The organism is Candidatus Darwinibacter acetoxidans (genome assembly GCF_041936445.1).
Classification (GTDB): Bacteria; Bacillota; Limnochordia; order Darwinibacteriales; family Darwinibacteriaceae; genus DTU010.
Map to the genome: position 1 here is coordinate 1 of NZ_JBHGXH010000299.1, position 18,344 is coordinate 18,344.

Genomic DNA, 18,344 nt, shown 5'->3' on the forward strand with positions numbered 1-18,344 from the left:
GTCCTGTCCAAGGAAGAGGGCGGCCGCCACACTCCTTTCTTTGAAGGGTACCGTCCCCAGTTCTACTTTAGGACCACGGACGTAACGGGTGTTATCCGCCTGCCCGAGGGCACCGAGATGATCATGCCCGGCGACAACACCAGGCTGATCGGCGAACTGATTACACCCATCGCCATGGAAGAAGGCCTGCGCTTTGCTATCCGCGAGGGCGGCCGCACCGTTGGCGCCGGTGTTGTCACGAAGATTCTGGAGTAGGCAGTACTTCCACTTTGGACCCGGGAAAAGCAATCAACCCGATTGCTTTTCCCCTTCGGCTGTCTAACAACACTTTGCGATGATGTGAAAGGTTGCTTAATCAAGCCTGATTAAGGGAATTTTCACTGAGTATGTTCGTGAATCGAGCGAAAGGACTGATTTACTTGGCAAGACAGAGAGTAAGAATTAGACTCAAGGCGTTTGACCATAAAATCCTGGATAACTCTGCAGCAAAAATAGTTGATACTGCAAAGCGAACCGGGGCGACGGTTTCGGGACCCATCCCCTTACCAACAGAGAAGAACATCTTTACCGTTTTGCGTTCTGTGCACGTGCACAAGGACTCTCGTGAACAGTTCGAAATGAGGACGCATAAGCGCTTGATTGACATTCTCGATCCGAATCCCAAGACGGTTGATGCGCTCATGCGTTTAGACCTGCCCGCTGGTGTGGATATTGAAATCAAAATTCAGGGTTAATGGGCAGCCAGTGGGAGCAATATTAGGGGGTGTGAAAGATGGCCAAAGGTATTCTAGGTAAGAAATTGGGAATGACCCAGATTTTCAACGCAGAAGGACTGCTGATTCCCGTAACCGTCATCGAAGCTGGCCCATGTACCGTAGTGCAGAAGAAGACCTTGGAGAAGGATCAGTACCTGGCAGTGCAGCTCGGTTTTGGTGAACGGCGGGAACGGCTGGTGAATAAACCGGAGGCTGGGCATTTTGCCAAGGCAAAGGTGAAGCCCAAGCGTTACCTGAGGGAAATCCGCTTCAATTCAGATGAGGATTTTGCCCAGTTGAGCGTGGGTGACACGGTGGACGTCAGCATTTTCCAGGAAGGGGAAAAGGTAGACGTCACAGCCACCAGCAAGGGTAAGGGTTTTCAAGGTTCCATCAAGCGCCACAATCAAAGCCGCGGGCGCATGAGCCACGGCTCCAAGTACCACCGCCGGGTGGGTTCCCTGGGTTCCATTGCGCCGGCCAGGGTGTTTAAAGGGCGCCCGCTTCCCGGCCGCATGGGCGGAGAACGGGTGACCATTCAGAATCTGGAAATCGTCAAGGTGGATCCTGACCGCAACCTTCTCTTGGTAAAGGGTTCGGTGCCGGGCGTCAAAGGAAGCCTTGTGATCATACGCAGCGCAGTTAAGGGATAGAGTCTGAAGAAGAGAGGAGGCTGCAATCATGCCGAAAGTGGCCGTTTACAACATGGAAGGCAAACAGGTTGGTGAGTTAGAACTCAGCGATGCTGTTTTCGGGGTCAAGGTGAATCAAGACCTCATGCATAGGGCGGTACTCAGCTATCTAGCTAACCGCCGGCAGGGCACCGCAGCGGTGAAAAACCGCGGCGACGTGAGCGGAGGCGGGCGCAAACCCTGGAGGCAGAAGGGAACCGGGCGCGCACGTCACGGCAGCATCCGGTCGCCCCAGTGGGTTGGCGGCGGTGTAGTCTTCGGGCCTACGCCCAGGGATTATTCGTTCCGTCTACCGAAAAAAGCACGCCGGGCCGCGTTGAAGTCCGCACTCAGTGCCAAAGCAGCCGCTGGTGATATCGTTATTTTGGATCAGCTGACAGTCGAGGCGCCGAAAACTAAGGTGATGGCCGGTGTATTCCGAGCCCTCGACGTGCAAAAACCGCTCTTGGTCACCGCGGAGTGGGATAGGAATGTGGAGCTGTCCGTCCGCAATATTCCAGGCGCAGTGGTCGCCAAGTCCGTGGGCTTGAACGTGTACGATATCCTGAACAGTGAGAAACTGGTCATGACTAAGGACGCGGTTGCTAAACTGGAGGAGGTGCTGGCATAATGGATGCGCGTGACATCATTAAGCGGCCGATTATCACGGAGAAGAGCACCGACCTGATGGCTCAGAACAAATACACGTTTGAGGTGGATATGCGCGCCACCAAGCCGCAGATCAAAGCTGCTGTGGAAGAGATCTTCGGTGTGAAGGTCGAGAAGGTAAACACTGCTCGCGTCAGGGGTAAACTGCGCAGGATGGGACGCCATGAAGGGTATACATCCGATTGGAAAAAGGCTGTGGTGACCCTGAAGCCAGGCCACAGCATCGAGGTATTTGGTGGATTTTAAGGAGGGACGGACAAGTGGCGATTAAGAAATTTAAGCCGACCACTCCGGGGCGCCGCGCCATGACCGGCTACACCTTTGAGGAGCTTACCAAAAAGGAGCCGGAGAAATCTTTAGTAGTTTCTCTCAAGTCCAGCGGTGGACGCAATTCCGGAGGGCGCATCACTGCCCGTCACAGAGGTGGCGGACATAAACGGAAATATCGCATCATCGATTTCAAGCGCGATAAAGATGGTATCCCCGCTAAAGTGGCGGCCATCGAGTACGATCCCAATCGTTCCGCAAGAATCGCCTTACTGCACTATCTAGACGGAGAAAAGCGCTACATTCTAGCTCCCGTGGGCTTGAACGTGGGCGATATGGTAGAATCGGGCCCTGGGGCCGACATCAAGCCGGGCAACGCCCTGCCTCTGGAGAACATTCCCGTGGGCGCGATCATCCACAACATCGAGCTGCAGCCTGGCAAGGGCGGCCAGATGGTTCGGTCCGCGGGCGCCGCTGCCCAGCTCATGGCCAAAGAAGGGAAATACGCCACAATCAGGCTTCCTTCCGGTGAGTTTAGAATGGTGCTGCAGTCCTGCCGTGCCACCATCGGCCAGGTGGGCAACGTGGAGCACGAGAACATGGTCATCGGCAAAGCCGGACGTTCCCGGCACCTGGGGAGAAGACCCCATGTACGCGGTGTGGCCATGAACCCTGTGGACCATCCCCACGGCGGCGGCGAAGGCAAGGCGCCCGTTGGTATGCCCAGCCCTGTCACACCTTGGGGCAAACCAACGCTGGGAACACGCACTCGTAAGAAGAAGCCAAGCGATCGCTTGATCGTCAGACGTCGGAAAAGGTAATTGAGGTTCTCTGCGAGGAGGTGTAGTAATGGGTAGGTCGCTGAAGAAAGGCCCTTTCGCCGATGCCCATCTGCTCAAGAAGATTAGGGAGATGAACGAAAAGGGCGAGAAGAGAGTCATCAAGACATGGTCGAGACGCTCCACGATTTTTCCCGAGATGGTGGGCCACACCATCGCGGTTCATGACGGCCGCCGGCACGTCCCCATTTATATTACGGAAGAGATGGTCGGTCACAAATTGGGTGAATTTGCCCCAACCCGTACTTTCCGGGGGCACGCCGGTGAGCGGTCGTCAGGCAGATAAGCAGAACGGGGTGATATAGGATGGAAGCGAGAGCAGTTGCTAGGCATGTGAGAATTTCACCACGCAAAGCTCGCCAAGTAATTGACTTGATTCGCGGCAAGGATGTGGAGGAAGCGCTGACCATTTTGAAGTTCACGCCCAAGGGAGCTTCTCCCATCGTGGAAAAGGTTCTGCGCAGTGCCATGGCCAACGCTGAGAATAACTTTGAGATGGATGTGGATGCGCTGTACGTGGCCGAATGCTATGTAGACCAGGGTCCCACTTTGAAGAGGATCCGGCCGCGGGCGCGGGGCATGGCTGACCGCATTCGCAAGCGCACGAGTCATATTACCGTGATTTTGCGGGAAAGGGAGGGATAGGTGCATGGGTCAAAAAGTACACCCGGTAGGGTTTAGACTTGGTATTGTCAAAGACTGGGACAGCAAGTGGTACGCCAACAAGCTGGAATTCGCTGATCTGCTGCACGAAGATTTGAGCATCAAGAAGATGATCAAGCAGCGCTTCTACCAGGCTGGCGTGTCCAAGATAGAGATTGAACGGGCTGCCAACCGGGCCAAGGTGACCATCCATACGGGCAGGCCCGGCATGATCATCGGTCGCGGCGGTGCGGAAGTAGATAAGCTGCGCAAGGATCTGGAGCAGATGACTGGCCGCCAGATCCAGGTGAATATCGTGGAGATCAAAACTCCCGAAACCGATGCTCAGCTCGTGGCAGAAAGCATTGCCTTTGCTCTGGAAAGGCGTATTTCCTTCCGGAGGGCCATGCGCCAGGCTCAGCAGCGTGCCATCCGCCAGGGCGCCAAGGGTATTAAGGTCGCCGTATCTGGCCGTTTGGGCGGAGCAGAAATTGCACGCACTGAGTGGAGCCCAGAAGGTTCGGTACCCCTCCACACCTTGAGAGCAGATATCGATTACGGCTTTGCCGAGGCTAACACTACCTTTGGCAAGATCGGGGTCAAGGTCTGGATCTACCATGGTGAGGTCCTGCCTGAAACCGCTGCCCAGAAGAAGGATAAAGGGGGCGAGTAAGGGTGCTTATTCCCAAGAGAGTTAAGTATCGCAGAGTCCACCGGGGCCGCATGACCGGTATGGCCACCAGGGGTAACGAGGTTACCTTCGGCGAGTTCGGCCTTCAGGCTCTGGAACCTGGGTGGATTAAGAATACACAGATTGAAGCAGCCCGTGTTGCCATGACCCGCCACATCCGCAGGGGCGGTAAGGTTTGGATCCGGATCTTCCCAGACAAACCCGTGAGCAAAAAGCCTGCTGAAACCCGGATGGGTTCCGGTAAGGGCGCTCCCGAGTACTGGGTGGCGGTGGTAAAGCCAGGGCGAATAATGTTCGAGATCGGCGGTGTATCCGAAGAACTGGCCCGGGAGGCCATGCGTTTAGCCGCTCATAAACTGCCCATTAAGTGCAAGTTCGTATCTCGGACAGCAGCAGGTGGTGAAGCAAGTGAAGGCTAAAGATATCCGTAAGCTTTCCGTAAACGAGCTGGAAGCGAAGTTGGGTGAGTTGAAGGAAGAGCTCTTTAACCTGAGGTTTCAACTGGCCACTGGTCAATTGGATAACCCCATGCGCATCAGCGCTGTGCGCAAGGACATTGCACGGGTGAAGACCGTGATGCGCGAACGGGAACTGAACATCAGGTAGGCTCAGGTACCGAAGATCCGGGAAGGGAGGAACGCAGGTGGACAAAGAGAGAAGGATGAGGAAAACCCGGGTGGGTGTCGTCATCAGCGATAAGATGGACAAAACAGTTGTCGTGTCCGTGGAACGTACTGTCCGTCATCCTCTTTACGATAAAGTTCAGCGCCGGACCGTTACCTTTAAGGCGCACGATGAGAACAACGAGTGCTCCGTAGGCGATCGCGTACGCATTATGGAGACCAGGCCTTTGAGTAGGCATAAGCGCTGGCGGGTCGTGGAGATCGTCGAGAAAGCCCGTTAGCGGAACATTTAGGCGAGGGAAGGAGGAGCTACCATGATCCAGCAAGAGAGTCGTTTAAAGGTTGCTGATAACACCGGTGCACGAGAAATCCTCTGCATTCGCGTACTAGGCGGCTCTGGGCGGCGCTATGCCCGGGTGGGCGACGTGATCATAGCTACAGTCAAATCCGCGGCTCCTGGTGGCGTTGTGAAAAAAGGCGATATCGTAAGGGCTGTCGTGGTGAGGACGAAGAAGACGTACGGCCGGCCCGATGGTTCTTTTATCCGTTTTGACGAAAATGCGGCAGTTATCATTAATGAGCAGAACAATCCGAGAGGGACCCGTATCTTTGGGCCAGTGGCTAGGGAATTACGGGAAAAGGATTTCATGAAGATCGTCTCTCTGGCTCCTGAAGTTCTCTAGTGGAAAGGAGGATGGGGAATGGCCAAATTGCATGTAAAGCGCGGCGATACGGTTGCAGTGCTGACCGGCGATGACAAGGGCAAACGGGGAAAGGTTCTAGAAGTTTTCCCCAAGGTTGGCAGAATTATCGTCGACGGCGTTAATATACAGAAGAAGCACACCAGACCAACCCAGACCAATCCGCAGGGGGGCATCATCGAGAAGCCCGGGCCCATCAATGCTTCCAATGTGGCTTTAGTATGCCCCGGCTGCAAAGCTCCCACTAGGATCAGGCGCGAGCGGTCAGCGGACGGAAAGCTGCAGCGTCTGTGCAAGAAATGCGGCAGAGCAATCAACTAAGCACGGTTTTTAGCTGTATGAAAAGGGGGGAGTTCTCTTGCCACGAATGAAGGAGAAATACCAAACTGAAGTGGTACCCGCACTCATGGAGCGTTTTGGCTACAGGAACATCATGGAGGTACCCCGGTTTGAGAAGATAGTCTTGAATATCGGTGTGGGCGAAGCAACGCAGGATCCCAAGGCCCTGGAAGCGGCGGTGCGCGACCTGGAAGCCATCTCCGGCCAGAAGCCTGTGATCACCTATGCGAAGAAATCCGTTGCCGCCTTTAAGCTGCGCGCTGGCATGGCCATTGGGTGCAAGGTGACTCTGCGGGGAGACCGCATGTACGAGTTCCTCGATCGCCTAATCAGCATCGCCTTGCCCCGGATTCGTGACTTCCGCGGCGTTTCCCCAGCATCCTTCGACGGACGGGGCAACTACAGTCTTGGTCTGCGCGAACAGTTGGTCTTTCCAGAGATCGACTACGACAAGATCGACAAAGTGAGGGGCCTGATGGTGACCATCGCCACCACCGCGGAGACTGACGAGGAAGCCTACGAACTCTTGAAGCTCATGGGTATGCCGTTTAGAAGCTGAGAGGAGAGATAATGTGGCGAAAAAGTCAATGATCGCGAAGGCGCAGCGGGAACCCAAGTTCCAAGTGCGCAAAGTCAATCGTTGTAGAATATGCGGGCGTCCCCGTGGCTACATGCGCCGTTTCCAAATGTGCCGTGTATGCTTCCGGAAATATGCTAGTGAAGGGCAGATTCCAGGAGTAACCAAGTCCAGCTGGTAGGGATGGCTCATCCGAAAGGAGGTTTCCTGAATGGTAATGACAGATCCAATTGCGGATATGCTCACACGGATCCGGAATGCAAGTTCCGTGAAGCACGAATCGGTGGATATCCCCCGTTCCAAGCTTAAGGAGGAGCTGGCGCGCATCCTTAAGGACGAGGGTTTTATTAGAGACTACAAGGTCATCGAAGACAACAAGCAGGGTATAATTCGCATTTACCTGAAATACGATCCGGCCCAGGGTTCAGTCATCAGGGGGCTGAAGCGCATCAGCAAACCTGGTTCCCGGGTCTATGCCTCAAAGGAAGAGGTACCCCGCGTTCTAGGCGGCCTCGGCGTGGCAATCCTGTCCACTTCCAAAGGAATTGTCACTGACCGGGTAGCCCGCAAAGAAGGCATCGGTGGGGAAGTAATCTGCTACGTTTGGTAAGGGAGGGAAGTTAGATGTCCAGAATCGGAAGAGCTCCAATTCAGGTTCCAGCTGGCGTTGAAGTAAAAATCAACGGCAACGTCATCGAAGTCAAGGGGCCCAAGGGTCAGCTCACCAGGGAACTCCATCCCGAGATGAAGGTTGAGCTCAGCGATGGCACCATCGTGGTAACCAGGCCCAGCGACGAAAAAGCGCATCGCTCCCTCCACGGGTTAACCCGGACACTGATTGCCAACATGGTTACAGGAGTAACGGAGGGATTTACCCGGAACTTGGAAATTGTTGGGGTAGGATACAGGGCAGCCAAGCAGGGCAGCAAACTGGTCCTGTCTGTGGGCTACTCGCAGCCAGTGGAAATTGAACCAGCTCCGGGTATTGAAATCGAGGTACCTACGCCGACTAGAATCAGCGTGAAGGGCATTGACAAGGAATTGGTTGGCCAGACGGCAGCCAATATTCGCGACGTGAGAAGACCGGAGCCCTACCTGGGTAAAGGGATTCGCTATGAAGGCGAAAGAGTTCGTCGCAAAGCAGGTAAAGCAGGTAAAGCTTAGAGCTTAAAGGAGGGTAACAGATGGCCAAATTCAGTCGGCGTGAAGCCAGAGAAAAAAGGCATCGGCGCTTGAGACAGCGCGTGGTCGGCACGCCTGAGCGCCCCCGCCTGAACGTATACCGCAGTTTGAACCACATTCACGCCCAAATCATCGATGACAGCATCGGACATACTTTGGTGTCCGCCTCCTCTGTAGAGCCTGAATTGCGTGCTAAATTGGGATCCACAGGGAACAAAGAAGCGGCCAAAGAAGTCGGGCGTGTAATAGCCCAGCGGGCCCGGGAAAAGGGCATCACGAAGGTTGTCTTTGACCGCGGCGGCTATATCTATCACGGCAGAATAGCAGCTTTGGCAGATGGAGCCCGTGAAGGCGGTTTAGAATTCTAGGTGCAAGGGAGGGAAACGAACTTGTCGAAACGAACTGAAACAAGTGGCGCAGAGCTCCAGGAACGCTTAGTGAATATAAATCCTGTCTCGAAAACCGTCAAGGGTGGACGGACCCGTTCGTTCAGCGCCCTGGTGGTGGTGGGAGACGGAAACGGTAGAGTAGGTGCTGGCCTCGGCAAGGCGAAAGAGGTGCCGGAGGCGATCCGCAAGGCTACAGAAGATGCCAAGCGCAACATGATCACTGTGCCCATCGTGGGCACCACCATCCCCCATGAAGTTGTGCAGTCCTTTGGCGGTGCCCGGGTGCTGCTCAAGCCTGCCTCTGAAGGTACAGGCGTAATCGCGGGCGGTCCGGTGCGTGCCGTCATGGAGTCAGCGGGTATCAAGGATGTTTTGACCAAATCGTTAGGGTCCTCTAACCCCATCAACGTGGTCCGCGCTACCATTGAAGGGCTGAAGAGCCTGAGGACTGTGGAAGAAGTGGCTCGGCTCCGCGGCAGGACTCCTGGGGAAATCTTAGGTTAGGGGGCGAATGTTGTGGCCAAGTTGAAGATCACTTACAAGAAGAGCGCGATCGGTTACGCTCAAGACCAGAAAGACACAGTAGCAGCCCTTGGTTTGAAGAAGTTGGGCGCCTCTGTTGTCCATGACGATACCCCCGCCATCCGGGGTATGATCCACAAAGTACAGCACTTAGTGGAAGTGGAAGAACTAGTTGAGTAAGAGGGGGTGTAAGCGTGCGGCTTCATGAACTTAAACCCGCTGAAGGCAGCAGGCGTAAGCGTAAGAGAGTAGGCCGCGGCATGGCTTCCGGCTGGGGTAAAACCTCCGGTCGCGGCCACAAAGGGCAGGGCCAGCGCTCCGGAGGAGGCAAAGGCGCCTATTTCGAAGGGGGTCAAACTCCGCTGGTCAGGCGGCTGCCAAAACGCGGATTCAATAATCCTTTGAGGAAGGTCTACGCCGAGGTCAAGCTGGAAGACTTGAATCGGTTCGCATCGGGTACAGTTGTCACTCCTGAACTTCTGGTTGAATCCGGCCTTGTGAAGAAGATGCACGATGGGATCAAAATCCTCGGTAACGGAGAGATCAAGCAGGCACTGACGGTGCAGGCTCATCGTTTCACAAATTCGGCAGCAGCCAAGATTGAAGAGGCTGGCGGCAAAGTTGAGGTGATCTAGTTGCTAGCTGCGTTGAGAAATGCCCTCAGGATCCCCGACTTAAGGCGCAGACTCCTGTACACCGCTGCCCTTTTGGCCGTTTACCGGATCGGTGCCTTCGTGCCCGTTCCCGGCGTGAATGCGGTGGAATTAGCCAAGCAGTTGGGAATTGATGGAGGAAATATCTTCGGGTTTCTGAACCTTTTTACTGGGGGAGCCTTGGAAAGGTTTACCGTTTTTGCCCAAGGTGTGAGCCCGTACATCACTGCTTCGATCGTGATGAACCTGCTCACCATCGTCATCCCCAAGTTGGAGGAACTGCAGAAAGAAGGCCCAGAGGGTCGGAAGATCATCGCCCAGTATACGCGCTATGCCACGGTGGCCCTGGGCTTCATCCAGGCCTTTGGCACCACGATCATGGCCAGGAACTGGGGCGTAACTTCCAACCCCACGTTCTTCGGTCTAGCTTTGATCATGCTGACCTTGACCGCCGGCACCATGTTCACCATGTGGCTGGGTGAGAAGATCACCGAAAAGGGGATCGGCAACGGCATTTCCCTGCTCATTTTCGTGAACATCGTGGCCGCCATGCCCACAACCTATGCCAACGCCTTCCGGGCTGTGGCTGCGGGACAGCTGCACATCATCAGCCTCATCGCTTACCTGGTGATCACGGTCGCGGTCATCGCCGCGGTGGTCATGATTACCCAGGGCGAGCGCCGGGTGCCTGTGCAGTACTCCAAGCGGGTCGTGGGGCGGCGCATGTATGGGGGCCAGTCCACCCATATTCCCCTGAAGGTGAACCAAGCGGGTGTGATTCCGGTCATTTTCGCTTCGTCGGTACTCACTTTCCCGCTGACCTTGGCCCAGTTCATTCCCGGGATCAAGGACTTCGTAGACCGCTGGCTGGACTACGGCACCTTCGGGTACAACCTGATTTTTGTAATTCTTGTGTTCTTCTTCACCTATTTTTATACCGCAGTGACCTTCAACCCAGTTGAGGTCGCTGAGAACATGAAGAAAAATGGCGGATACATTCCGGGTCTCCGCCCGGGCAGGCCCACGGCCGATTACATGGATAAGATCCTCTCCAGGATCACCCTGCCCGGCGCCATTTTCCTGGCGTTCATCGCCGTGCTGCCGTTCTTGGTTGCTGCAGTAACCAGGATTCCTTCCAACATCCTCTTCTTCGGAGGTACGGGAACCCTGATCATGGTTGGTGTGGCCCTTGATACCATGCAGCAGCTCGAGGCCCATCTGCTGATGAGGCATTACGAGGGGTTCCTGAAATAAAAGGAGGAAAAGCACATGCGTTTGGTGTTGCTGGGCTTGCCAGGAGCAGGTAAGGGCACCCAAGGGGATTTGATTGCGCAGAAGTACGGCATTCCGCACATATCCTCGGGGAGCCTGATCCGCGAAGCCGTGGCATCGGGAACACCGGTGGGCAGGGAGGTGGATTCGTACATCCGCAAGGGTGAACTGATCCCCGATGGACTGGCCATCGAGATGATTTCCGAGCGCATCGGCAGAGCTGACTGCAGCCAGGGGTGGATCCTTGACGGGTTCCCCCGCACTGTGCTCCAGGCCATAGCCCTGGATCAACGCCTGGCCCAGATTGACCTGGACGTGCAGATGGCCTTCGACATCCGCATCACGCAGGAGGAAGCCATTGAACGGATCGCCAAGCGGAGGATGTGCAGCAAGTGCGGCGCGGTCTACCACCTTGAGCACTACAGGTCCCAGAACCAGAACGTGTGCGACAACTGCGGTGGGGAGCTGTACCGCCGCAGCGACGACACGGAAGAGACAGCCCGTACCAGGCTGGTGGTCTACATGAAGCAGACCCACCCTGTCCTGCACTACTACAGCATGGACGGCAGGCTGTACAGCATCAACGGCCAGAGGCCCATCGCTGAGGTGTTTGCCGACCTGGACTATTACCTGCAGCGGTTGGTGGATGCTCAAGGGGTTGGTGAAGCCCGGTGATCATTCTGAAATCCGCTGAGGAAATTGCAGCCATGCGGCGGGCGGGTAGGGTGGTGGCCGAGGCCCATGCTCTGGTGCGGGAACTGGTCAAGCCCGGAATCACCACTTGGGATTTGGATCAGGCCGTGGAAGAGTTTTTGCTGAAGCAGAATGCGGTGCCAGCATTTAAAGGCTATCAGGGGTATCCCGCTTCCATCTGCGCCTCGGTGAACGAGGTGGTGGTGCACGGCATCCCCAGCCGGGAAGTGGTTTTGGAAGAGGGATCCATCGTCAGCATTGATATCGGAGCTTTTGTGGATGGCTTCTGTGGCGACAGCGCCTGGACCTATCCCGTGGGGGAAGTGGCTCCGGAGATTCAAAGGCTGCTCACAGTGGCAGAAGAGGCACTGTTTCTAGGTATTGACCAAGCGCAGGTTGGCAACCGCCTTTCTGACATTTCCCACGCTGTGCAAAGCCATGTTGAGGCACACGGTTTTTCCGTGGTGCGCGACTTTGTCGGGCATGGAATTGGACGGCAGATGCATGAAGCACCACAGATTCCGAATTTTGGCCCGCCGGGGAGGGGCCCACGTTTGAAGCCGGGCATGACGTTAGCCATCGAGCCCATGGTGAACGTGGGAGGCTACCAGGTGGAGGTTTTGGCAGATAATTGGACGGTGGTAACACGGGATAAGTGTTGGTCAGCTCATTTCGAACACACGGTTGCTGTCACTGACGGAGGCCCCGTGGTTCTTACGGTTCTGTAGGAGAGATGAAATGAGACTTCTGGAAGTCGGACAATTAGTGACGTCAAGACAGGGAAGAGACTCGGGAAGAAAGTATGTGGTGGTTCAATTCTATGATGATAAGCATGTGGCCGTAGCCGATGGTTTGGTGCGCAAGCTCAACCGTCCCAAGCGCAAGAACATCAGACATCTGATCATCCACCGTGTCAAACTGGAGGCGCGGCCCATGGACGACAAAGCCATTCGAACTTTCATCGCAGAGCACAGCAGCGAGGAGGAAGTTAGAAAGGAGGTTGTGCAGGACCATGGCCAAGGATGATGCCATTGAAGTTGAAGGTACCGTCATTGAACCATTGCCAAATGCCATGTTTCGTGTAGAATTAGAGAATGGGCACAAAGTTCTTGCTCACATTTCCGGCAAGATGCGCATGAATTTCATTCGTATTCTGCCAGGCGATAGAGTAACAGTAGAACTATCTCCCTACGATTTGACCAGGGGAAGAATCACGTACCGCAAGAAGTAGCTGCGGCGTTAGAAGGGGGCGCTAGACTGTGAAGGTAAGACCTTCTGTGAAGCCGATTTGCGAGAAGTGCAAAGTTATCCGGCGTAAAGGCCGCGTCATGGTCATTTGCGAGAATCCAAGGCACAAGCAGAAGCAAGGTTAACAGACAAGGGGGTGTCTAGATAGATGGCACGTATTGCAGGTGTAGATTTGCCCCGTGATAAGCGGGTGGTAATCGGCCTGACTTATATTTACGGCATCGGCCGGAGCACTGCTGAGAAAATCGTTCATGCTTGCGGCATCGATCCCAACACTCGCGTGCGCGATCTCACCGAGGATCAAGCCAACCAAATCCGCGAGATCATTGAAAAGCAGTTTATCGTAGAAGGCGACCTCCGCCGGGAAGTCAACATGAACATCAAACGGCTGCGGGACATCGGCTGCTACCGCGGGCTGCGTCACCGCCGGGGCCTGCCTGTGCGGGGACAGCGGACCAAGACCAACGCCAGGACGCGCAAGGGTCCCAAGCGTATTCCCGGCAGGAAGAGATAGGCTGAAATGAAAGGAGGAAAGCTACATGGCAAGACCACGTAGAGGCCAAAGGCCGCGCCGCAGGGAGCGGAAGAACATTCCTGTGGGCATAGCTCATATCCGTTCCACGTTTAACAATACCATTGTCACCATCAGCGATCTCCAGGGGAATGTGATCGCCTGGGCCAGCGCTGGGAATGCAGGCTTCAAGGGTTCGCGCAAGGGTACTCCCTTCGCGGCTGGCTTGGCTGCCGAGCAAGCAGCAACCGCCGCCATGGAGCATGGAGTGCGCGAAGTGAGCGTATACGTTAAAGGACCTGGTGCGGGAAGGGAAGCTGCCATCCGCTCTCTTCAGGCGGCAGGACTTGAAGTGACTACGATCAAGGACGTAACTCCCATTCCTTATAACGGTTGCCGTCCGCCGAAACGACGCAGGGTGTAACCGTTTTGCCCCGGGCGTCCGGTCGTAAAGGAGGGTGCAGGAACTATGATTGAAATCGAAAAGCCAAGAATTGAGAAAGTAGAGCTGACGGATAGCTACGGCAAATTTGTCGTAGAGCCGCTGGAACGCGGGTACGGCCTGACTCTGGGCAACGCCCTGCGTAGAATTCTGCTCTCGTCGCTTCCGGGCACCGCTGTCACTTCTGTCCACATAGATGGCGTTTTGCATGAATTTTCCACCATCGAAGGAGTGGTGGAAGACACAGTAGATATCGTACTGAACCTGAAGAAGCTCCTTGTCAAGCTGCACGGCGAAGATCCCGTCACCATCAGGGTGGAAGCCGAGGGGCCGGGCCCCCTCCTGGCTGGGGACATTGCCACGGATCCGTCCGTGGAGATCCTCAACCCCGAGCTGGTCATTGCCACCCTGCAGGAAGGCGCCGAGCTGAAGATGGATATTACCGTGGCCAGGGGGCGGGGTTATGTGAGCGCAGAGCGCAACAAACGCCCTGACCATCCCATTGGCTTGATTCCGGTGGATTCGATCTTCACCCCCGTCACCAAGGCTGTCTATGCAGTTGAAGATACACGGGTAGGGCAGATCACCGACTATGACCGCCTGGTCCTGGAGGTCTGGACCAACCGGGTCATCTCCCCAGATGCTGCCGTGAGTCTAGCTGCCAAGATCTTGATGGAGCACATCAAACTGTTCACCGATCTCACCGAGAGCGTGGACAGCGTGGAGATCATGGTGGAAAAAGAAGAGGAAAGCATGGACCGGCTCATGGAGATGACGGTGGAAGAGCTAGATCTTTCCGTGCGGTCTTACAACTGTCTCAAGCGAGCTGGCATCAACACCGTTGATGAGCTCATTCGCAAGACTGAAGAAGATATGATGAAAGTGCGCAACCTGGGTAAGAAGTCCCTGGCGGAGATCAAGGAGAAACTGGCCGAACTGGGGCTGTCCCTGCGCAAATCTGATGAATGAGGTAGGTGAGCAAGATGAGACGCAGAAAGCTGGGGAGGACCTCTGGTCATCGGAGAGCGCTGCTCCGTAACCAAGTAACGAGCCTAGTGCTTCACGGCAGGATTGAGACCACCGAGGCAAAAGCCAAGAGCATTAAGCCCCTAGCAGATAAAATGGTGACTTTGGGTAAGAGAGGAGATTTGGCTGCCCGGAGGCAGGCAGCTGCATTCTTACTAGATCCCGCTGCTGTGCGCAAGCTCTTTGACGATTTGGCTCCTCGCTACGCTGATCGCAACGGAGGATACACCAGGATTATCAAAACCGGTGTTCGGCGCGGTGATGCGGCACCGATGGCGATTATCGAATGGGTCTAGGGGATACTGACAAGGTCGCAGAGGAGCCCCCTCTGCGTTTTTTTCTGGGAATTGGGGTGGTACGATGAAACAACCATTGGTGCGCTTCACTAATGTAAGCTTCACCTATGCTCGGGCCCAAGGGAGGGGCGGGTGGCAGGCGCTGCGGGATGTGAACCTGGAGGTCTTCGAGCATGAGTTCGTGGCCGTGCTGGGCCGCAACGGCTCGGGGAAGTCAACTCTAGCCAAGCATGTCAACGCCCTGCTCACCCCCACCTCAGGCCAGGTCTTGGTGGCCGGCCTGGACACCAGTGTCCCCGAGAACGTGTGGGAGATCAGGCAGAAGGTGGGCATGGTCTTTCAAAACCCCGATAACCAGTTGGTGGCCACCACCGTGGAAGAGGATGTGGCCTTCGGGCCGGAGAACTTGGGGATCCCGCCCGCGGAGATTCAGCGGCGGGTGACCGAGGCTCTAGAAGCGGTGGGCATGCTCCAGTACCGGCTTCATCCCCCCCATCGCTTGTCTGGCGGACAGAAGCAGAGAGTTGCCATTGCCGGCATTGTCAGCATGCGCCCGAAATGCATTGTGCTGGATGAACCCACCGCCATGCTGGATCCCGCCGGGCGGCGGGAAGTGATGGAGACTATCCACCGCCTGAACAAGGAAGAGGGCATCACTGTTTTGCATATCACCCACCACATGGATGAGGTGATCGGAGCCGATCGGGTGCTGGTTATGGATCAGGGCCGCATTGTGCTGGAGGGAACGCCCCGGGAGGTGTTCAGCCAAGGGGAGCTTCTGCGGGAGCTGCATCTGGACGTGCCCCAGATCACCGATCTGGCCCAGCGTTTGGCCAGCCGCGGTGTTTCCATCCCCTCGGGCATTCTAACTGTCAATGAAATGGTGATGCATTTATGTCCATCAGATTAGAAAATGTCTCTTTCCGCTACCTTGAGGACACCCCCATGGAGACCGAGGCCCTTCTTGATGTGACTTTGGAGATCGCCGACGGCGAGTTTGTGGGCATCATCGGCCCCACAGGCTCCGGTAAATCTACCTTGATCCAGCATTTTAACGGCCTGCTTCTGCCCTCTTCCGGGAAAGTCTGGGTGGATGGGGTGGACCTAACCCACAAGGATACCCAGCTGAGGCAGATCCGCCAGAAGGTGGGCATGGTCTTCCAGTACCCCGAGCACCAGCTGTTTGGCGAAACCGTGCTGGAGGATGTGGGCTTCGGGCCGCGGAACATGGGACTTGCTGAGGAGGAAGTTGTGGAGCGGGTGCGCCGGGCCCTGGCCTATGTTGGCTTGGACTTCGCAGAGTTGAAGGATCAATCTCCCTTCGAGCTCAGCGGAGGTCAAAAGAGACGGGTGGCCATTGCCGGCGTTTTGGCCATGGAACCCTCCGTTTTGATTTTAGATGAGCCCACTGCCGGTTTGGACCCGAAGGGGAGGGAGGAGATCCTGGATGAGATCTGCACCCTCCATAGGGAGCGGGGCATTACCGTGATCTTGGTTACCCACAGTATGGAAGATGTGGCCCGTTTAGTGGACCGCCTAATTGTCATGGACCGGGGCCGGGTGGCTCTAGATGGTACGCCTGTGGAGGTGTTCAGGCAGGCGGAAACCTTAAAAGAGCTGGGCCTAGGCCTGCCGCAGGTGACTGAACTGATGCATGAGCTGAAGGCCAAGGGTATGGCCGTGGATACAGACGTCCTTACGGTGGAGGCCGCGGAAGAGGAGATCGTGAAAGCATTGGGGGGCCAGAGATGAGATTTCGCAACCTGACCATCGGCCAGCACATTCCCGGCAATTCGGTTGTGCACAGGCTGGATCCCCGCACCAAGATCTTAGGCACCACCCTGCTTATCGTGCTCTTATTTGCCGTCAATGGTTTTATCGGCTACGGCTTAGTGGCGCTGGCCATTGCCGGGGTGATCCACCTGGCCAAGCTGCCCTGGCGCTACGTGATCAGAGGTCTGCGGCCCCTCCTGGTCATATTGCTTCTGACTGTAGGCTTGAACGTTTTCCTCACGGAAGGGGAAGTGATCTTCCGCCTGTGGTTTCTAACCATAACCAGGGAAGGCCTGGCGCGGGGTGGGATGATGGGTACCAGATTGGTCCTGCTCATCGTGGGCACCTCGCTGCTTACGCTGACCACATCGCCCATCCAGCTCACCGATGGCATCGAGTCACTGCTCAATCCCTTCAGGCGTCTGGGTGTGCCCGCCCATGAGCTGGCCATGATGATGACCATCGCCCTGCGTTTCATCCCCACCCTCTTGGAGGAGACGGAGAAGATCATGAAGGCGCAAATGGCCCGAGGCGCCGATTTCCAAAGCGGCGGCCTGATGCAGCGGGCCAAGAGCTTGATACCCCTGCTGGTCCCCTTGTTTGTCAGTGCTTTCCGCCGCGCCGATGAACTGGCCATCGCCATGGAAGCCAGGGGATACAGGGGCGGCCAGGGCAGGACCAAATTCCGGGAACTGCGCTTTGGGCGCATTGATGCGGTGGCCATCGCCTTACTAGTAACCTTCACCGTGGTGGTGGGAGTCTTCTTCTGAGGAGCAGGCTATGAAGACCTATGCTTTGGTTGTGCAGTATGATGGCACCGAATACGCCGGCTTTCAGGTGCAGGTGGGCCAGCGCACCATCCAGGGGGAACTGGAAGAGGCCCTGGCTAAACTGGGCCCCAACCGCATCCGGGTGGTGGGAGCCGGCAGAACAGACGCCGGTGTGCACAGCGAAGGGCAGACGGTAAGCTTTAGGGATGATGGGCTCACCGTACCCGTGGAGCGCCTTCCCCATGCCCTCAATGCACTGCTGCCTCCCGACATCAGGGTGGTGAAAAGCTGGCTCGCTCCCCCTGGCTTTCATGCCCGCTACAGCGCTCGGCAGAAGACCTACCGCTACCAGGTCTATGAGGGGGAGTTCCCCAGCGTCTTTTACCGCCGCTATGCCCTCTGGGTGAGGGAGCCGGTTAACTGGCAGGCGGTGGCAGCATGCGCTGAGCTTTTCGTAGGTAGGTTGGATTTTGCCGCCTTTGCCGCCAGCGGAGGCAGCGCCCAAACCACAGTGCGCACCATGGAAAGCGTGACGGTGGAAGCGGCACCGCCCCTTACGCTCATCCGCTTCACCGCGGATGGATTCCTGTACAAGATGGTGCGCAACCTGGTGGGCACCCTCCTGGATGTGGGACTGGGCAGGCTCAGTCTGGAAGATGTGAGGGAGATTATGGAAAGCCGTGATAGGCGCCTAGCCAGCGCCACAGCTCCCGCCCACGGCCTGTTCTTGGAGAGCGTCAGATATTGACACGCAGCCGCGAGTGTTGTAAAATGAAAGTTGGCGATTTTGCTA

36 protein-coding genes are annotated in these 18,344 nt (G+C 56.1%); all 36 read left to right on the plus strand.

The annotated features are described in order from the left end of the window. The coding region (locus ACE4YL_RS12105; protein WP_461364996.1) for an EF-Tu C-terminal domain-related protein at nt 1-255 on the plus strand (255 nt) is incomplete at its 5' end. Nucleotides 256-419: 164 nt separating this feature from the next. Next, a complete protein-coding gene (gene rpsJ / locus ACE4YL_RS12110) occupies nt 420-734 on the plus strand; it encodes a 30S ribosomal protein S10 (RefSeq protein WP_461359555.1) in 315 nt (104 codons plus the stop codon). A gap of 38 nt (nt 735-772) precedes the next feature. Further along, on the plus strand, nt 773-1,408 hold the full coding sequence (gene rplC / locus ACE4YL_RS12115) for a 50S ribosomal protein L3 (RefSeq protein WP_461359556.1): 636 nt from the start codon (nt 773-775) through the stop codon (nt 1,406-1,408). Nucleotides 1,409-1,436: 28 nt separating this feature from the next. After that, nucleotides 1,437-2,057 (plus strand): 50S ribosomal protein L4, encoded by a 621-nt coding sequence (gene rplD / locus ACE4YL_RS12120; protein ID WP_461359557.1) that lies wholly within the window; start codon nt 1,437-1,439, stop codon nt 2,055-2,057. Further along, nucleotides 2,057-2,341: a 50S ribosomal protein L23 gene (gene rplW / locus ACE4YL_RS12125; RefSeq protein ID WP_461359558.1), complete on the plus strand. Its 285-nt coding sequence runs from the start codon at nt 2,057-2,059 to the stop codon at nt 2,339-2,341. The genes rplD and rplW overlap by 1 nt, the downstream gene beginning before the upstream one ends. Before the next feature lie 14 nt (nt 2,342-2,355). After that, entirely contained in the window at nt 2,356-3,183 is an 828-nt protein-coding gene (gene rplB / locus ACE4YL_RS12130) for a 50S ribosomal protein L2 (RefSeq protein ID WP_461359559.1), read from the plus strand. Between the two features lie 28 nt (nt 3,184-3,211). Further along, nucleotides 3,212-3,487 carry a 30S ribosomal protein S19 gene (gene rpsS / locus ACE4YL_RS12135; RefSeq protein WP_461359560.1) on the plus strand — a complete coding sequence of 92 codons (276 nt, stop codon included), beginning with the start codon at nt 3,212-3,214 and terminating at the stop codon, nt 3,485-3,487. Nucleotides 3,488-3,507: 20 nt separating this feature from the next. Continuing rightward, a complete protein-coding gene (gene rplV, locus ACE4YL_RS12140; RefSeq protein WP_461359561.1) occupies nt 3,508-3,846 on the plus strand; it encodes a 50S ribosomal protein L22 in 339 nt (112 codons plus the stop codon). Between the two features lie 4 nt (nt 3,847-3,850). Next, on the plus strand, nt 3,851-4,516 hold the full coding sequence (gene rpsC / locus ACE4YL_RS12145) for a 30S ribosomal protein S3 (RefSeq protein WP_461359562.1): 666 nt from the start codon (nt 3,851-3,853) through the stop codon (nt 4,514-4,516). Nucleotides 4,517-4,518: 2 nt separating this feature from the next. Next, nucleotides 4,519-4,953 carry a 50S ribosomal protein L16 gene (rplP, locus tag ACE4YL_RS12150; protein ID WP_461359563.1) on the plus strand — a complete coding sequence of 145 codons (435 nt, stop codon included), beginning with the start codon at nt 4,519-4,521 and terminating at the stop codon, nt 4,951-4,953. Further along, nucleotides 4,943-5,140, plus strand: a complete 198-nt coding sequence (rpmC, locus tag ACE4YL_RS12155; protein ID WP_461359564.1) for a 50S ribosomal protein L29 — start codon at nt 4,943-4,945, stop codon at nt 5,138-5,140. The genes rplP and rpmC overlap by 11 nt, the downstream gene beginning before the upstream one ends. A 55-nt stretch (nt 5,141-5,195) precedes the next feature. Beyond that, nucleotides 5,196-5,438: a 30S ribosomal protein S17 gene (rpsQ, locus tag ACE4YL_RS12160; RefSeq protein ID WP_461359593.1), complete on the plus strand. Its 243-nt coding sequence runs from the start codon at nt 5,196-5,198 to the stop codon at nt 5,436-5,438. Between the two features lie 33 nt (nt 5,439-5,471). Continuing rightward, nucleotides 5,472-5,840: a 50S ribosomal protein L14 gene (rplN, locus tag ACE4YL_RS12165; protein WP_461359565.1), complete on the plus strand. Its 369-nt coding sequence runs from the start codon at nt 5,472-5,474 to the stop codon at nt 5,838-5,840. An 18-nt stretch (nt 5,841-5,858) separates the two neighbouring features. Further along, nucleotides 5,859-6,179: a 50S ribosomal protein L24 gene (gene rplX, locus ACE4YL_RS12170; RefSeq protein ID WP_461359566.1), complete on the plus strand. Its 321-nt coding sequence runs from the start codon at nt 5,859-5,861 to the stop codon at nt 6,177-6,179. A gap of 46 nt (nt 6,180-6,225) precedes the next feature. Beyond that, nucleotides 6,226-6,756, plus strand: coding sequence for a 50S ribosomal protein L5 (rplE, locus tag ACE4YL_RS12175; protein ID WP_461359594.1), 531 nt, complete (start codon nt 6,226-6,228; stop codon nt 6,754-6,756). 13 nt (nt 6,757-6,769) lie between these two features. Continuing rightward, nucleotides 6,770-6,955, plus strand: coding sequence for a type Z 30S ribosomal protein S14 (locus tag ACE4YL_RS12180; protein ID WP_461359567.1), 186 nt, complete (start codon nt 6,770-6,772; stop codon nt 6,953-6,955). Nucleotides 6,956-6,985: 30 nt separating this feature from the next. Then, complete coding sequence (rpsH, locus tag ACE4YL_RS12185) at nt 6,986-7,384, plus strand: 30S ribosomal protein S8 (protein ID WP_461359568.1); 399 nt, start codon at nt 6,986-6,988, stop codon at nt 7,382-7,384. 14 nt (nt 7,385-7,398) lie between these two features. Further along, nucleotides 7,399-7,938 (plus strand): 50S ribosomal protein L6, encoded by a 540-nt coding sequence (gene rplF, locus ACE4YL_RS12190; protein WP_461359569.1) that lies wholly within the window; start codon nt 7,399-7,401, stop codon nt 7,936-7,938. Nucleotides 7,939-7,958: 20 nt separating this feature from the next. Further along, nucleotides 7,959-8,324 (plus strand): 50S ribosomal protein L18, encoded by a 366-nt coding sequence (gene rplR, locus ACE4YL_RS12195; RefSeq protein ID WP_461359570.1) that lies wholly within the window; start codon nt 7,959-7,961, stop codon nt 8,322-8,324. A 21-nt stretch (nt 8,325-8,345) separates the two neighbouring features. Continuing rightward, entirely contained in the window at nt 8,346-8,849 is a 504-nt protein-coding gene (gene rpsE, locus ACE4YL_RS12200; RefSeq protein WP_461359893.1) for a 30S ribosomal protein S5, read from the plus strand. A gap of 12 nt (nt 8,850-8,861) precedes the next feature. Further along, nucleotides 8,862-9,047 carry a 50S ribosomal protein L30 gene (gene rpmD / locus ACE4YL_RS12205; protein ID WP_461359572.1) on the plus strand — a complete coding sequence of 62 codons (186 nt, stop codon included), beginning with the start codon at nt 8,862-8,864 and terminating at the stop codon, nt 9,045-9,047. A 14-nt stretch (nt 9,048-9,061) separates the two neighbouring features. Further along, the gene (gene rplO / locus ACE4YL_RS12210) at nt 9,062-9,502 is read left to right on the plus strand and encodes a 50S ribosomal protein L15 (protein WP_461359894.1); all 441 of its coding nucleotides are present in this window, start codon (nt 9,062-9,064) and stop codon (nt 9,500-9,502) included. Then, on the plus strand, nt 9,503-10,774 hold the full coding sequence (gene secY / locus ACE4YL_RS12215; RefSeq protein WP_461359574.1) for a preprotein translocase subunit SecY: 1,272 nt from the start codon (nt 9,503-9,505) through the stop codon (nt 10,772-10,774). It begins immediately after the preceding gene. A gap of 15 nt (nt 10,775-10,789) precedes the next feature. Further along, a complete protein-coding gene (locus ACE4YL_RS12220) occupies nt 10,790-11,467 on the plus strand; it encodes an adenylate kinase (protein WP_461359895.1) in 678 nt (225 codons plus the stop codon). Next, nucleotides 11,464-12,213: a type I methionyl aminopeptidase gene (gene map, locus ACE4YL_RS12225; RefSeq protein ID WP_461359576.1), complete on the plus strand. Its 750-nt coding sequence runs from the start codon at nt 11,464-11,466 to the stop codon at nt 12,211-12,213. The genes ACE4YL_RS12220 and map overlap by 4 nt, the downstream gene beginning before the upstream one ends. 10 nt (nt 12,214-12,223) lie before the next feature. Continuing rightward, nucleotides 12,224-12,511, plus strand: coding sequence for a hypothetical protein (locus ACE4YL_RS12230; RefSeq protein ID WP_461369671.1), 288 nt, complete (start codon nt 12,224-12,226; stop codon nt 12,509-12,511). Next, nucleotides 12,498-12,716, plus strand: coding sequence for a translation initiation factor IF-1 (infA, locus tag ACE4YL_RS12235; RefSeq protein ID WP_461359578.1), 219 nt, complete (start codon nt 12,498-12,500; stop codon nt 12,714-12,716). The genes ACE4YL_RS12230 and infA overlap by 14 nt, the downstream gene beginning before the upstream one ends. Before the next feature lie 28 nt (nt 12,717-12,744). Next, complete coding sequence (rpmJ, locus tag ACE4YL_RS12240) at nt 12,745-12,858, plus strand: 50S ribosomal protein L36 (RefSeq protein ID WP_461359579.1); 114 nt, start codon at nt 12,745-12,747, stop codon at nt 12,856-12,858. Nucleotides 12,859-12,881: 23 nt separating this feature from the next. Beyond that, a complete protein-coding gene (gene rpsM, locus ACE4YL_RS12245; RefSeq protein WP_461359580.1) occupies nt 12,882-13,247 on the plus strand; it encodes a 30S ribosomal protein S13 in 366 nt (121 codons plus the stop codon). Nucleotides 13,248-13,272: 25 nt separating this feature from the next. Continuing rightward, nucleotides 13,273-13,668, plus strand: a complete 396-nt coding sequence (gene rpsK, locus ACE4YL_RS12250; RefSeq protein ID WP_461359581.1) for a 30S ribosomal protein S11 — start codon at nt 13,273-13,275, stop codon at nt 13,666-13,668. Between the two features lie 45 nt (nt 13,669-13,713). Beyond that, a complete protein-coding gene (locus ACE4YL_RS12255) occupies nt 13,714-14,655 on the plus strand; it encodes a DNA-directed RNA polymerase subunit alpha (RefSeq protein WP_461359582.1) in 942 nt (313 codons plus the stop codon). Nucleotides 14,656-14,669: 14 nt separating this feature from the next. After that, nucleotides 14,670-15,008 (plus strand): 50S ribosomal protein L17, encoded by a 339-nt coding sequence (rplQ, locus tag ACE4YL_RS12260; RefSeq protein ID WP_461359583.1) that lies wholly within the window; start codon nt 14,670-14,672, stop codon nt 15,006-15,008. A gap of 64 nt (nt 15,009-15,072) precedes the next feature. After that, nucleotides 15,073-15,918, plus strand: a complete 846-nt coding sequence (locus tag ACE4YL_RS12265; RefSeq protein ID WP_461359584.1) for an energy-coupling factor transporter ATPase — start codon at nt 15,073-15,075, stop codon at nt 15,916-15,918. Then, a complete protein-coding gene (locus tag ACE4YL_RS12270; protein WP_461359585.1) occupies nt 15,903-16,760 on the plus strand; it encodes an energy-coupling factor transporter ATPase in 858 nt (285 codons plus the stop codon). The genes ACE4YL_RS12265 and ACE4YL_RS12270 overlap by 16 nt, the downstream gene beginning before the upstream one ends. Further along, on the plus strand, nt 16,757-17,551 hold the full coding sequence (locus tag ACE4YL_RS12275) for an energy-coupling factor transporter transmembrane component T family protein (protein ID WP_461359586.1): 795 nt from the start codon (nt 16,757-16,759) through the stop codon (nt 17,549-17,551). Before ACE4YL_RS12270 ends, ACE4YL_RS12275 begins: the two co-directional genes overlap by 4 nt. A 10-nt stretch (nt 17,552-17,561) precedes the next feature. After that, a complete protein-coding gene (truA, locus tag ACE4YL_RS12280) occupies nt 17,562-18,299 on the plus strand; it encodes a tRNA pseudouridine(38-40) synthase TruA (protein WP_461359587.1) in 738 nt (245 codons plus the stop codon). Nucleotides 18,300-18,344: the final 45 nt, after the last annotated feature.

Coding starts and splice junctions, on each gene's coding strand:
- ACE4YL_RS12255 (WP_461359582.1), top strand. CDS start 13,714: ATGATTGAAATCGAAAAGCCAAGAATTGAGAAAGTAGAGCTGACGGAT.
- ACE4YL_RS12220 (WP_461359895.1), top strand. CDS start 10,790: ATGCGTTTGGTGTTGCTGGGCTTGCCAGGAGCAGGTAAGGGCACCCAA.
- infA (WP_461359578.1), top strand. CDS start 12,498: ATGGCCAAGGATGATGCCATTGAAGTTGAAGGTACCGTCATTGAACCA.
- rpsC (WP_461359562.1), top strand. CDS start 3,851: ATGGGTCAAAAAGTACACCCGGTAGGGTTTAGACTTGGTATTGTCAAA.
- ACE4YL_RS12270 (WP_461359585.1), top strand. CDS start 15,903: ATGTCCATCAGATTAGAAAATGTCTCTTTCCGCTACCTTGAGGACACC.
- rplV (WP_461359561.1), top strand. CDS start 3,508: ATGGAAGCGAGAGCAGTTGCTAGGCATGTGAGAATTTCACCACGCAAA.
- rpsM (WP_461359580.1), top strand. CDS start 12,882: ATGGCACGTATTGCAGGTGTAGATTTGCCCCGTGATAAGCGGGTGGTA.
- rplN (WP_461359565.1), top strand. CDS start 5,472: ATGATCCAGCAAGAGAGTCGTTTAAAGGTTGCTGATAACACCGGTGCA.
- rplW (WP_461359558.1), top strand. CDS start 2,057: ATGGATGCGCGTGACATCATTAAGCGGCCGATTATCACGGAGAAGAGC.
- rplC (WP_461359556.1), top strand. CDS start 773: ATGGCCAAAGGTATTCTAGGTAAGAAATTGGGAATGACCCAGATTTTC.
- ACE4YL_RS12265 (WP_461359584.1), top strand. CDS start 15,073: ATGAAACAACCATTGGTGCGCTTCACTAATGTAAGCTTCACCTATGCT.
- rpsK (WP_461359581.1), top strand. CDS start 13,273: ATGGCAAGACCACGTAGAGGCCAAAGGCCGCGCCGCAGGGAGCGGAAG.
- rpsQ (WP_461359593.1), top strand. CDS start 5,196: ATGAGGAAAACCCGGGTGGGTGTCGTCATCAGCGATAAGATGGACAAA.
- rplE (WP_461359594.1), top strand. CDS start 6,226: ATGAAGGAGAAATACCAAACTGAAGTGGTACCCGCACTCATGGAGCGT.
- ACE4YL_RS12230 (WP_461369671.1), top strand. CDS start 12,224: ATGAGACTTCTGGAAGTCGGACAATTAGTGACGTCAAGACAGGGAAGA.
- rplF (WP_461359569.1), top strand. CDS start 7,399: ATGTCCAGAATCGGAAGAGCTCCAATTCAGGTTCCAGCTGGCGTTGAA.
- ACE4YL_RS12275 (WP_461359586.1), top strand. CDS start 16,757: ATGAGATTTCGCAACCTGACCATCGGCCAGCACATTCCCGGCAATTCG.
- rplD (WP_461359557.1), top strand. CDS start 1,437: ATGCCGAAAGTGGCCGTTTACAACATGGAAGGCAAACAGGTTGGTGAG.
- rplQ (WP_461359583.1), top strand. CDS start 14,670: ATGAGACGCAGAAAGCTGGGGAGGACCTCTGGTCATCGGAGAGCGCTG.
- rpsS (WP_461359560.1), top strand. CDS start 3,212: ATGGGTAGGTCGCTGAAGAAAGGCCCTTTCGCCGATGCCCATCTGCTC.
- rplX (WP_461359566.1), top strand. CDS start 5,859: ATGGCCAAATTGCATGTAAAGCGCGGCGATACGGTTGCAGTGCTGACC.
- rplR (WP_461359570.1), top strand. CDS start 7,959: ATGGCCAAATTCAGTCGGCGTGAAGCCAGAGAAAAAAGGCATCGGCGC.
- rpsH (WP_461359568.1), top strand. CDS start 6,986: ATGGTAATGACAGATCCAATTGCGGATATGCTCACACGGATCCGGAAT.
- truA (WP_461359587.1), top strand. CDS start 17,562: ATGAAGACCTATGCTTTGGTTGTGCAGTATGATGGCACCGAATACGCC.